This window comes from Nitrobacter sp. MLSD-S21, assembly GCF_058809865.1.
In genome coordinates this window covers 39,324-52,494 of sequence record NZ_JBXASZ010000008.1, presented here as the reverse complement: position 1 = coordinate 52,494, position 13,171 = coordinate 39,324, and the positions used below count along the sequence as shown (strand labels likewise).

Here is a 13,171-nt window from a genome sequence, read left to right as displayed (position 1 = left end):
CTTTGTGGGCACGCAGACAGATCATATTGCAGCTTGCAGACACGCGAAAGGACCCCAAGAAGAATTGACGAGGGGTCCGACTATTTAATCAGGCGCTTCATTCCTCCTTAGTCACCATGGCCATGTCGTTATGCAGGATCTTTTGTTGCTGTCGGTTGTCTCATTTTTATGGTAACGCCAGCCCAATCCCTTTCGGTCACGTGCCTCCGTCTTTGCTGTCGCCGCTCCAAACTACACGGTCGCCCTTATCGAGCTGTCTCGATTCACGTCCCGTCATTGTCAGTCTATGAATTCGCCGCTACCGCAGTAGCGGCTCGCCATCATTCATCGTGATCAACCCGCGCTGTTCGAGTAACGAAAGATCGTCACTACTGGGCGCCATAAGTTCGGTTCGTCGCGAACGGATGTCGCGCAGCACCCACCGAAGTCTAATCGTGGTCTCGAAGTCTAGATCATGCAGCGAGTTTGTCTCACTCATCGCAACAAGTCCCGGAAGGCTCGACGAACCAAGTATCCGACGCGCGGCCGGCCGACTTGGAGCTGGTCCCGCAAATGTCAGACGTGCTTTTGTGGGTTAGCATGGGGATGCATGGTCTTAAAAAAAAGATAATATAATCATGTGTGTTAGCCCTCTAATCTAGCGGTTGCAGCCGCCGTGTGCGGCCCGGAATTCAACCTCATGGACCGGCGCGCCGCGCGGTCGCTCGTCGCGCAGATCGGGTTGCTCACCGACTCGGACGGGGATCATCCGGAAATACGGGAGAGAGCTCACAGGCCAGGCGGTGGCCCAGCCCGAGCTGCCGCATCTCGCATGCCGGCGCACCATGACGTGCCCTCCAGCGACGTCTTCACGCGCCGTCTGCACGGAACGCTCGCGGCCGCAGCCGAGCAAGGTTCGGTGGATTTCCCCGAATTGCTTCTCACGCCGCGCATCGCCGCTCGCAAGGTGCAATATATTGCAATGGTCGCGGAGGTCGTCCACGGCGCCGTTTCGTTTTCGGGACCCCGCGCGGTTTTCGCTGGCTCACGGCGGCAAGGATCGCCAACCCTATCCAGTGCCGATCAAAGTTACGACGAAACCATTCGTCATTCGACGCATTTGTGGCCAAGCGAGAAATAAAACGGTTTCCCTCAGCGGACGCTCTGTGTTCGGATGGGAAGGTGATGAGGTCGCGAGCGGACTGCGAGCTGTGCGGTCGGATCGGTTGAAGTGAACTTCAGAAGGGTTCGGATGTTTCATTCTGGATATCCGGGGGGGATCTATAATATGGCCGAATCTGCTTCAGAAACCGACCTTGCCCTCATCAACCGTTATTGGCACGCCGCAAACTATCTGTCGGTCGGACAGATCTATCTTCTGGACAATCCGCTGCTCCGTGAGCCTTTGCAGCCTGAGCAAATCAAACCACGCCTGCTCGGGCATTGGGGCACGACGCCAGGACTGAACTTCATTTACGCCCATCTCAATCGCGTGATCAAATCGCGTGATCTGGACATGATCTACGTCTGCGGACCCGGTCACGGTGGGCGGGGCATGGTGGCAAATACCTATCTTGAAGGAACCTACACGGAAATTTACTCCGAAATCGGCCGCGACACGGATGGCCTGCGAAAGCTGTTCCGTCAGTTCTCGTTTCCGGGGGGCATTCCCAGCCACGCCGCGCCGGAGACGCCCGGCTCAATCCACGAAGGTGGCGAACTTGGCTATGCTCTCGTACATGCCTATGGTGCCGCCTTCGACAATCCAAATCTCGTGGTCGCCTGCGTTATCGGTGACGGTGAGGCGGAAAGCGGTCCGCTCGCGGCGTCCTGGCACTCGAACAAATTCCTCAATCCGATCCATGACGGCGCCGTCCTGCCGATCCTGCATCTCAACGGGTACAAGATCGCCAACCCGACTATCCTCGGACGTCTCGATGACGATGAATTGTTCAATCTGCTGAGAGGTTATGGCCACGAGCCAATGGCCGTCGAGGGCGATGATCCGGCCGGGATGCATCAGCGGATGGCATCGGTGGTCGACGAGGCGCTCGATCGGATCGCGGAAATCCAGCACGCTGCCAGAAACGCAGGGAAAACAGAGCGTCCGCGCTGGCCCATGATTGTGCTTCGTAGTCCGAAGGGCTGGACTGGCCCAAAGGAGGTCGACGGCAAAAAGATCGAAGGATTCTGGCGGGCCCACCAGGTGCCTGTCGACCAAGTGAGGACCAATTCCGCTCACCTGAATATCCTCGAAACCTGGATGCGCAGCTATCGGCCCGAAACGCTATTTGATGCCGATGGGCGTCTGGTCCCCGATCTGCAGGCACTAGCCCCGGTCGGCGCCCGCCGTATGGGCGCCAATCCACATGCGAATGGCGGAACGCTGAAGCGCAAGCTCGAACTGCCCGACTATCGCGCGCACGCGGTCGAGGTATCGGCAGCCGGCGCTCGTATGTCGGAAGCGACGCGGGTCATGGGCAGCTTTCTACGAGACGTGATCCGGCTCAACGCGGAAGCGAGAACGTTCCGGCTGATGGGCCCGACGAGACCAGCTCAAATCGGTTGGATGACGTATTCGAGGCGACCGACCGGGTCTGGATGGAGCCGATCGAGCCTTACGACGTCCATCTCGCGCAAGACGGTCGCGTCATGGAAGTGCTGAGTGAGCACCTGTGCCAGGGCTGGCTCGAAGGTTATCTCCTAACCGGACGGCACGGCCTGTTCAATTGCTACGAGGCCTTCGTTCACATCATCGATTCGATGTTCAACCAGCATGCGAAATGGCTGGAGGTGTCACGACGGTTGCCGTGGCGGCGGCCGATTGCCTCGCTGAACTACCTTCTGAGCTCGCATGTCTGGCGCCAGGATCACAACGGCTTCAGTCATCAGGATCCCGGCTTCGTCGATCTCGTCGCCAACAAGGATGCCGATATCGTCCGCATCTACTTTCCACCCGATGCCAATACCCTCTTGTGGGTGACCGATCACTGCCTGCGGACCTACGATCGCATCAATGTCATTGTTGCCGGCAAGCAGCCGGTGCCGCAATGGCTATCGATGCCGGAAGCCGAGGCTCATTGCGCCGCCGGCATCGGCATCTGGCCTTGGGCGGGAACCGAGAAAACCAATAAGCCCGACGTGGTGTTGGCTTGCGCCGGCGATGTGCCAACGCTGGAGATGCTGGCCGCCGTCACGCTGCTGCGAGAAGCCTTTCCAGATCTCGGCATCCGCGTTGCGAACGTCGTGGATCTGATGGCGCTGCAACCGCAGGAGCAGCATCCGCATGGGCTATCCGACAAGGAGTACGACCGGATATTTCAACCCGACACGCCGGTGATCTTCGCCTACCACGGCTATCCCTACATGATCCATCGCCTGACCTATAACCGAGCCAACCACGACCACATGCACGTCCACGGCTTTCGCGAAAAGGGTACGACGACAACGCCGTTCGATATGGTCGTCCTGAACGAGCTTGACCGATATCATCTGGCGATAGCGGCGATAGAACGTATTCCGGCGCTTGCTCGCGATGGGACGTCAGCGCGGCAGGCGTTTCACGCCAAGCTGATCGAGCACCACCGCTATATTCGTGAGCACGGCCAAGACATGCCCGAGGTCCAGGACTGGCAGTGGCAGGGCAAGGAAACAATCGACTGAGGGCGCGAAAGATGAAAGCCATTCTGGCGCTCAATTCCGGCTCTTCGAGCGTCAAGTTTGCTCTGTATGGAACGCAATCATCAGGACTCGTCCTTCTCTTTCGCGGCCTGCTGGATTTGGACGCAAACGTTGGCCAGTTCGCGATCAAGGATGCGGCTGGAAAGCTGGTTCAGGACGCCGGCTCGCCGGTGGTCGATTCCCAGGCCGATCTCGCCACATCCCTGTTAGACCGGGTGGAGCAACTTCTGTACGGTCAAGAACTCCTGGCCGTTGGTCATCGGATCGTTCACGGCGGCCCGAAGTATGCAGCGCCCGTCCTGATCGACGCCAAAATCATCGAAGGACTTGCGCAATTGACGCCGCTGGCGCCGCTTCACCAGCCGGCATGTCTCGGTCCGGTTCGCAGTATCATGGTGTCGCGACCCAAGTTGCGCCAGATCGCATGCTTCGACACTGCCTTCCATCACGATCTCGCGCCGATTTATCGCCGCTTTGCACTGCCGCTCGAATACGAAGCGAGAGGCATCCGCCGCTACGGCTTTCATGGACTTTCGTTCGAGTATATCGCGCGGCAATTCAATCAGCCCGACCTGCGCCTGGTTGTCGCTCATCTTGGGAGCGGAAGCAGCCTCTGTGCGATCCACGATGGAAAAAGCGTCAACACCACGATGAGCCTTACGCCGCTTGACGGCCTGATGATGGCGACACGAAGCGGCTCCATCGACCCCGGCGTTTTGCTTTATCTTCAACAGTCCGAGCGCATGTTCGCGGCGGAGATCGAAGACCTACTATATCATAAATCTGGGCTGCTTGGAGTATCCGGTCTTTCCGCCGATATGAGGACGCTGCTTACGAGCAAAGACCCGAGAGCGAAGGAGGCTGTCGACCAGTTCTGCGCCCGCGTAGCCGAGCAGATCGCCGTCATGGCGACGGCTATGAACGGGATGGACATGCTGGTCTTCACTGGCGGGATTGGCGAACACAGCCAGGAAATTCGCGACAACGTTTGCGCTCGGCTAAAATGGATCGGCCTCTCAAGGGAGGGCGAAAGCGCCAGTGCTGATCATCGCATCGCGGTTCGTGCAATTCCCGCCGACGAAGAATACGTGATCGCTCTTCACACCATCCGCGCCCTGAGCTGAACTGGCCTAGATAATTGCTTTGAATAATCGATGCGCATCGTCACAGCGGCGTCCGGTTCAACGCACTGTAGTCTGTTCTAACTTGGTGTCTTTCGCCTTCGGTGGAATCAGCTGCCCCCGATTAGCGCGCAGACCGCGAAAAAACTTCTCAAGTATCGCAAGAATTCGAAAAGCACGATGAGCGTCATGATGCAGCCAACATAAAGCACAGAGAGGGGCTGAGATTTCCAACCGAGATCAGTCTGCAAGGGCTCCGGTCCGATGCCGAATGTCCCCAATGGAGTGAGACAATGATGACGATCGCCATCAACGAAATCATTTCGAGAAAGCTATGGACGTGTCGTTCGATCGGCGTGACCGTTCGCGCTGTCGTCGCATAACTTACATCCCATATGCGGTTGCCTCATACACAAAGAAGATCAGGGTCGTCGCGGCGATGATGATGGCGTTGATATTCAAGAACATCGCCGCCAGCAGAGGCAGACCGACCTCCGCGAACATGAGAAGATGAATCAAGGATTCGTTTGCGCCGGCGGTCGTCTCGATGTGACGGGCACGATGGCATAAGGCTATCGGCAAAGCCGGCCGCCGACCAATGCGGCACTATGAAATACGAATCGGCCCAAGAAAAACTGGCTGGCCGATGTCTTAATGGCAGATTGCTGGCGCCCGACAGATTTTATTGAGGCGGTAAGCACAACAAATCCAGCACGGAGGCGCTGTGCGTGGGGCCGCCACCCTCACGCGAGAGCTGCTGTGGCCGCCGAACGGTCCGAACAAAAAGGCAAGCCACCCACCATGTGATCCTTGCGGATAATCAAGAAAAATGGGCCGGTCCGCAGGTCGGTCGCCAGGTGCGGACAGACATCATGCACGAAACCTTTGGCCTCCGCCGGGAGAGCTTGCTGCGTGCGACGACTGCTGACATTGCCGCCGGTCGTCTTGTAGAAGCTGACGAGTCCGAGGTCATGAAGGCGGTCGCGAATTACTGGTGCGCTTCGAGTCGAAAATGGCACGTCCGGCCCGGGATCGCAATCGAATAACCAGCCGCCCTGGCGTGTCCGGCTGATGAAGCTTGCAATTCGAGGGATGGCAGTTCGACCGCGCTTGACCCGACCACGGGCGTGCCTTCAGCACGGTCGATCTGCCAATTGGGTTTCTGACGCCGAAGAGGTGACCACTCCAAGAATTTATGTAGCAGGCTGGCCTGGCGCTGGAAGAACGGTCACCGGAGCTGCATCGCCGTGCCGACCGCGCTCATCTATATCTCAAGCGGGACCTTCCCGTCACAATCAGGTCGGCCACGTAATTATGAGCGACCATGTAGTTGCAACTGTCTCGTGCACGCGCATGTGCGCCGAAGAAAATGCGGGCACGGCTTTTCAGGGCTGCCCCTGACCGCCTCCAGACCCGTAAATATTGCCGGTGGCGAAGCTTGCATCGGCGGCCGCGAGTTGGACATAGATCGAGGCGAGTTCAGCCGGCTGGCCCGGTCGGCCGAAAACGGTCGTGCTACCGAACTTCTTGTATTTCTCCTGCGAAGCGCCGCCGCTAATCTGCAAAGGCGTCCAGATCGGTCCCGGGGCCACGCCGTTCACGCGAATTCCCTTTGGGCCAAACTGCTTGGCCAGCGACTTCACATAGTTCATGGTCGCCGCTTTGGTCTGCGCGTAGTCATAAAGTTCGGCAGAAGGATCATAGGCTTGCTCGGAGGCTGTGCCAATGATGCAGGAGCCGGGCTTCAGATGCGGCAACGCAGCCTTGATGATCCAGAAGGGCGCGTAGATGTTGGTCTTCATCGTCGCGTCAAAATCCTCGGTCGTGATGTCGAGGATTGAGGGCTTCGCCTGCTGGCGACCGGCATTGCTTTGCACCGCATCCTCGACCAGCTTTTTGCAGAAGGCCTCGTCGCGCAGGTCACCGGGGATGGCGGCTCCGGTTCGGCCGGCCTCTTCGATCAGCCGGATTACTTCCTGCGCGTCCGGCTCTTCGGAAGGAAAGTAGTTGATCGCTACATCTGCGCCTTCGCGCGCGTAGGCGATAGCGGCGGCCCGTCCCATTCCGGAATCGCCGCCCGTGATGAGAGCCTTGCGGCCAGCGAGACGGCCAGAACCGCTATAGCTGGTTTCGCCATGGTCCGGCTTGGGGTCCATATCGCGGGCTAGACCGGGCCACGGTTGCGTCTGCTCCTTGAAGGGCGGTTTCGGGTAGTTAGAACGCGGATCCTGCATTGTCGCCTCGCTGCGTTGATTGCCGGTAGGCTGCGTGTGCTCCTGAGCGCGCACCGCGCCGGCAGCGCTCGCCATTCCCAATCCAACAGCACCGACCAGCTGCCGACGGGACATTGCGAAACCTTGATCCTCGTCCATTTGCAAGCTCCCGTCGTGGTTTCGGTACGAACCATGGGGGAGGGACTTTGTTCCCGAAGAGCGCGAACAGCCGCGTTTCCTCACAGGAGACCACGGGCGGGATACAAACAGCCAGCATCTTGAATCATATTCGCTGCTGAACCGGAATCCCTCCAGATTCAGTAAATTCGAGAAACGCTCTAGGCCGCTGGCCCCTGGTTACAAACATCCGCTTGCGGACCTCCGGCTGCCTGCCGGACTTAAGGGCGGAAGGGGAGCGTGTGGCCTTGGCCTAAGATCATTTTGGAGCACCCCGTCAGAATCGACCCGGTGTGATAAATAAAGCCGGACGGGCAGAAATCTCGTTTAGGGATTGTTCACCCGAATACGCTGTCGTCTCGGATGGCCATTCTCTTCCGAACTAGGGCAGTGGCGATCCTAGCAATCGAGCGTAACACTACATAAGCGGCCGCCCGCTGCGCGTGGGCCGCCGCGGAGAAGATCGCCCGCTTGTCGTTGGAAAGGACCTCGAGCCAGCTTGCCAGATAAGCGGCGTGATCCGGTCTCGGCTCAAGCTCGGGCACGATGCCAAGATCGGCGCAAATCAGCGAAGACCCAATTTCCGCACCGAGCTTCTTCCCGCGCTCGTTCACTCCGATCCTCCGCATAGCGGCTGAGATCGCCGCCGACGTTCCGGCGGCCGGAACGATGAAGCCGAAACCGAATCGGCAAGGATGCGCGATGACTTTTCACCAGGGCGGCGAACATAGAGGCCCTCGAGCAGTACCTAAATGTCGCAGCTGGCACGTAGCGCAACACATAGAGAGGTCGCGAGAAAAACGAACAGGACTCGAAAGGCCACCGTGATAGGATCATGCTATGGGTGAAACTCCGGAGAACATCCCAGTCCGCTGCCCGATCCCGCCTCGATCGAGGCGGTTCTCGCGCGTCTTCCAGTCGGCGCTGATAAGGCGGCATTGGCGGCCGCGCTTACAGAAGCGTTTCAGGGATTTCCGTTTTCGACGGCGACGCCGGCGAGGCCTCGGTTCATATTCTGATGGATCGCGTTGAAACCATCGACCGTGGGGTCGGCGCCCCATTTGGTTGGTTTTTCTTGATGACTCATGGCAAACGAGTTGAGCCGGAGGTCGGTCAAGCGGTCATAAAGGGAATCCGCGACGAGCGCGTGCGATTGCCTATCGAGATGCGCGTGTGTTACTGCGCTGGGCCGAACGGCCCTACGGATTTTGACGCGACATACTCCGCCCGCTGAGCTTCTCTTCCGGCAGATGCAGCCGGCGCGTTACGAATCCCACCTCGCGCGTGCCTTTATCGTCGTAGTCACAGAGGTCGAGAGCCCAGCGCCCGTGGACACGCCGGACCGAGGCGCTCTTCCTCCCAATCCTGGAAGAAACGCTTCTCCCGGCACAAACTCGAACCAGTCCGCAGTCGGCGTGCTACGGTTTCAAATGGAACACCTTGAGACAATCGCGACGCTCCTTAGCCCCATCTCGACGGGGCTTGCGGACCTCGTCAGCAATCCGCAGGCTTAGTGTCGCCGAGTTGAGCGCTCAAGCGCGGGCGATCAGTTCTCGTCCTTCGCCTTCGCCATTGATGAGCCGGGATGAACTGATGAGGGTCGTATTCGTGCAAGACGACGTCTGTCGAAGAACGAAAAAACGATCAAGCGCGGCGGCCGCGCGGGCGCGAGAATCGGGCGGCTTCGCAAGGAGAAACCTTAGAGTTCGACTCTTGGGTATCCCGGAGAAGCGCGCCCAATTGCAACGCGCTGAGAAGGTCCGGATCAGGCCAGCCCGCTTAGCCATACCGAGGTATGGTCAGGTGATGGGCTCATTCTCGCCAAGATCGCCTCGCAACATCGATGGCAGATTGGAAACGGACGCGAGTTGGTTCTCTCAGCCGACCCAATTGAAAGTGGTTTGCCATCCTGTACAGAATGTCCTCGTCCGAGAAACGAACGCAGATTAACGGCAATGCCAGGCTCGCAAGCTTTGCAACGGGCGTGTCCGCATGGGACCGGACTTTTGGTCGGCTCTCCCGATAGCTGACCAAACAGGGTTCATGCGAATCTTCGGCCCAAATCACAGCGCGTCCGTCCTCATGAGTCTTGCGGTAACTTCTGCCGAGGACCCTCAAGACCGCGTTCTGTATGCGATCGCCAAATCGCTGAAATCCATGCGCACGCGCGATGCGAACGACGAGCACGTCCTCGTAAATCGGAGCCCCTTGCTTCAGCGCGGATTCCAACATGTTCCTGATAATTGGCTCATATTCTAGCTAGGCGGCACTCTAAACAAAAAAAGTGCGCTGCTTGACAGAGCGCGAGGTGCTGACGGTCTGCGTCGCTGGTTGTTCGAACGTCGCGGCGAGCTGCGACAGGAGGGAAGGTGAGTGTCCCGCACTTCTAGGATCTGTATTGCCCCGAAGTCAGAAAGTAGGCGCTCGCCAACGCCGCTCGGGGACGGATTGCGTCCGACATGCCCGGATTTTTAGCTATTTTGCTGTCGCGAATGCTCGGGCAAACTCATACTGACGCGCCGCCGCGTCCAAGCGGTGCAATCGCGCCGTCGGACACACGCGTCGGACAATCTCGCACAGGTGCTGGTGATGGGTAAGGTAGATGACCTGTCCGGCCTGCGCCATCTCGGCGAACAGGCGGAAGGCTTCCTCGGCGCGAAAATCGTCAAAGGTCTCCATGATATCGTCGGCGACAAACGGCACCGCGCTGCGGGCACGCGTGAACTCATCATATCCGGCAACCCGAAGCGCGAGGTAAAGCTGGAAGCGCGTACCCTTTGAGAGTACGTCTGCCGCTTTCGAGCCACCCGCAGCGGAAAGCGCGATGAGCGTCTCCCCGTCCTTGTTGGGTTGGGCAGCAAGTCCCGTATAAGCGCCGCGGCTAATGGTGCGAAACGCCGCCGAGGCGCGCATCATCATCGAGCTGCGATGGCGCTCGCGATAACTGGCGATCGCCTGCTCCGTCGCCGCAATGCCGGCGCGGAGCTGCAGATGGCGCATCGCGCCGTCCTCTATCTCCAGCAGCGTCGTGCGGCGGCGCTCTTCAATGGCGGCGACAGTAGCATCACCTCCGATCGCCTCTACCTGGTCTCTCGTCGCCGAGCATGCCGCGAAGAGCTCGTGGCAACGCACATCCTGGTCTTCGAAGCGCGCCTTCAGCTCAATCAGCTCCGCCTCCAGCGCCAACCGATCCGCTGCGTCGAGCGCCGCCTCGGCGGCGACGAGATCGGGCGTCCGTACTGCTTCGAGGATTTCGCGCTCTGCATCTTCGGCCTGTCCGCAAAGTTCGGCACGCCGCGCGACGTCGGACAGCTTATCCGCCACCGCCGCCAGCGAGGTCACACCGAAGAAGGCGATCATTTGGTGCTTCTGCTCATTATGGATCGCCAATCTCTCGACGAGAGAGCGCTGCCGTCCTTTCGCCTCCTCCAGCCGTTCAGTCGCCCCTTTTCGGCGATCACTGTCGGCATCTGCCTCACGCATCTTTTCGCCGATGCGCTGCGCCAGTTCGAGCGCAAACGCCGAACCGACCGGGACGCCCATCAGGCCCGCGAGGGCCACCACCTCGTCGCGAAACGCCGCTTGGTCCTTCTCCATCTTCTCGACACGATCGACGAGCCCTGCCCGCTTCTCAAGCGCCGGCGCAAGATCAGCTGTCGCAGCGAGGACCTCGCGGACCACACCGATGGCCGGCACCTCGGGCGCCTCGCCGAGCCAGCAGCCACGGCAGGTCGCGGACCATGCCTTGGCCCAGGTCCGCTCCTCGGCTTCAGCCAGCTCGGCCGCACGCTTGCGTAAGTCGACGTCACGCTGGCGCTCCTTCAATTCGGTGCGGAGGCGGCGCAGCTCGGCCTCACGGTCGAGCGCCGCCTGAGCACTGACGAGCAGCGCGTTGAAATCCGCGTCGGCCTCCTGCGGCCGGCCGGCCCGACCGAGCGCGGCACGCAGCCGCTCCGTCGCCGTGCCGGCATCCGACTGCGCGGCGTGAAGATCCCGCTCGGCGCTCTGGACAGCTTCCCGTGCCTCAAGCGCTCTTTCCCGGTGGATGAGCCAATCCTCGAGCTCCGGCAGGGATGGCGCCGAAACGAAGGAGGTTGTCATTGTGTGGACAGCTTCCGCTACTTCCACGTCGATGCGTGCCAGCACCGCGGCGGCGCCGTCCTTCAGCTCGACGGCGCGCTCAAGGTCGGCCCGCGTCACGGCGAGCGCCTGCCCGCTCTGGTGCAACTTCGCCAGCTCGGACACATGCGAGAAACGGCCGGCGCTAATGATGTCGTCGTGACGCATCGCCGCCTCGAAGGTGTCGGCCGATGTCAGGTCGAGAGCGTGCCGATGCGCGGCCCAAGCCTGCTCGCGCTGCCTGCGAATCTCGGCAGCCTCCTGATCAGTCACAACGCCCGTTACGGAAGCGAGGCCCGCCCGTTCCGCCTCGAGGCGGCGGAGCTGAGTCGTCAGCCGCTCAATCTCGCTTTGGTGACGGACGAGCACGGCCTCCGCATTGCCACGGGCAGCCTTCCAGCGCTGCACAGCGTCAGGACCGGGGCACAGCATGCCAACGAGGTCATCCGCCGTCCCTTGCCAGGGGCGCAGCGCTGACAGGCGATCCGTGAGCGCCTCAGACGCGGCGGCGCGGGTGCGTTCGGCCAGGCGATACCGAACATGATGATCGGCGGAACGTAGCGTCTCGACGGTGATAGCGAGCTCCGCTATTGAGCGGTCCCTCTCCCGCGCGGACTGCGGATCGCCGCGGGTTACGGGCGCCCTGTCCGCAATCTCGCCGAGACGACGGCGCGCCTCGGCGAGCTCCGTGGCGGCATTGCGGTTCGCGGCGTCGATGCCCGAGCGGGCTTCGATCAGCTCACCCAGTCGGCCGACCGTGCCCGCCGTCAGCACGAGGCGGCGGGGCTCCGTCTCCCCTTCGCGCTCGACCCGCTGCAGGATCACCGAAATGACGCGGTCGATCTCCCGGAGTTGCAGCCGCCTCTCGGGAACGTCCTTCTCCGCGGTCACATGGCGTGCGCGCAGTTCCGCGAGCCGATCTACGCGGTCAGCGAGCCGCAGGGCAGCTTCGTCCACCGCGATCGCCGCGATCTCGTCTGCAAGACGGTCGACTTCGTCGCCGATGGCGTTCGTCTGGACGCCGAGCTCGATCTCCTCCTTCTGCAACCCGGTAACCTCATTCGCCCAGCCGAGCGGGGCCTCAGGTACATCCGCAAGCGGAGCGAGGCGTTCGTGGATACTGCGCAGCGCCACAAGCCGTGGCAGTGCGGCGAGATGGCGCTGGATCTCGTCGATGCGTTCATGAGTGCGGGTGCGTTCGGTGACAACCTCATCATAGTGGGTCTTAGACCGATCCCGAGTTTCAACGAGCCGGGCGTGATCCGAGGCCAGAGTGTCGAATTTTTCCCGCTCTGCCTTTAGATACACGAGCCGCGTCTTGAGATCCACGAGTGCGCCGCTGCGTGCCCGGAATTTGTAGAAGCCATCTGCCTCGACCCTGAGATCGATGAGCCTTTGGCTGAGATGGGAAAGGCCTGCGCTCGCAGAAAACAGCAATTGTCCGAGATCGCCCTTACTTGCCAGGATGCTTTCGCCACCTTTCTCAAGCGTCTCGTCGTCGAGCGAGAACATGGTGCGATAGGCGTCACGCTCGATGCCGGTGAGTTCCGCGCGAATTGCGCTTTCCGGGATAGGGCGATCATCGGCGTCAAGCAGGCTGTTCTGCGGCCGCTTGATGCGCGCGAACTCCCGCTTTTCGGCGCCGAACTCCAGCGCTCCGCCAATCCGCATGGTAGAATACGGATGGAGGAAATCGAACGGACTCTGCGTTGCAATTCCGAACAGCAAGTCGAGAAACGCGGTAAAGGCGGTCGATTTGCCGGCTTCGTTCGGCCCGTAAATGACGTGCAGGTCCGGCTGATCGATGGGCCGCTCGCCGAAATCGATACTGTGGTCGGTGAATTTCCCGTACCGGGTAAGGTCGAGGCGACGCAGGCGCAT

General features: G+C 60.4%; 5 protein-coding genes and 4 pseudogenes. 4 read left to right on the top strand and 5 right to left on the bottom strand.

Going from position 1 to position 13,171, the window contains the following annotated elements:
* Nucleotides 1-661: 661 nt before the first annotated feature.
* The 3 genes and pseudogenes from AC1RT6_RS17870 to AC1RT6_RS17860 all read left to right on the top strand — a co-directional run.
* A pseudogene (locus AC1RT6_RS17870) lies at nucleotides 662-1,067 on the top strand (DUF763 domain-containing protein); the annotation flags it as partial.
* A 200-nt stretch (nucleotides 1,068-1,267) separates the two neighbouring features.
* Nucleotides 1,268-3,642: pseudogene (locus tag AC1RT6_RS17865) on the top strand (phosphoketolase family protein).
* 11 nt (nucleotides 3,643-3,653) lie between these two features.
* Entirely contained in the window at nucleotides 3,654-4,784 is a 1,131-nt protein-coding gene (locus AC1RT6_RS17860; RefSeq protein WP_472791899.1) for an acetate/propionate family kinase, read from the top strand.
* Between the two features lie 740 nt (nucleotides 4,785-5,524).
* Here AC1RT6_RS17860 and ligD read toward each other — a convergent pair.
* The 3 genes and pseudogenes from ligD to AC1RT6_RS17845 all read right to left on the bottom strand — a co-directional run.
* Entirely contained in the window at nucleotides 5,525-5,854 is a 330-nt protein-coding gene (gene ligD / locus AC1RT6_RS17855; RefSeq protein ID WP_493029578.1) for a non-homologous end-joining DNA ligase LigD, read from the bottom strand.
* A gap of 312 nt (nucleotides 5,855-6,166) precedes the next feature.
* Nucleotides 6,167-7,015, bottom strand: a complete 849-nt coding sequence (locus AC1RT6_RS17850; RefSeq protein WP_472791952.1) for an SDR family oxidoreductase — start codon at nucleotides 7,013-7,015, stop codon at nucleotides 6,167-6,169.
* Nucleotides 7,016-7,509: 494 nt separating this feature from the next.
* Nucleotides 7,510-7,828, bottom strand: a pseudogene (locus AC1RT6_RS17845) (zincin-like metallopeptidase domain-containing protein); the annotation flags it as partial.
* A gap of 334 nt (nucleotides 7,829-8,162) precedes the next feature.
* Here AC1RT6_RS17845 and AC1RT6_RS17840 point away from each other — a divergent pair.
* Nucleotides 8,163-8,383: pseudogene (locus AC1RT6_RS17840) on the top strand (hypothetical protein); the annotation flags it as partial.
* Nucleotides 8,384-8,983: 600 nt separating this feature from the next.
* Here AC1RT6_RS17840 and AC1RT6_RS17835 read toward each other — a convergent pair.
* Complete coding sequence (locus tag AC1RT6_RS17835) at nucleotides 8,984-9,415, bottom strand: DUF3320 domain-containing protein (protein WP_493029576.1); 432 nt, start codon at nucleotides 9,413-9,415, stop codon at nucleotides 8,984-8,986.
* Nucleotides 9,416-9,646: 231 nt separating this feature from the next.
* On the bottom strand, nucleotides 9,647-13,171 hold the full coding sequence (locus AC1RT6_RS17830; protein WP_472791902.1) for an ATP-binding protein: 3,525 nt from the start codon (nucleotides 13,169-13,171) through the stop codon (nucleotides 9,647-9,649).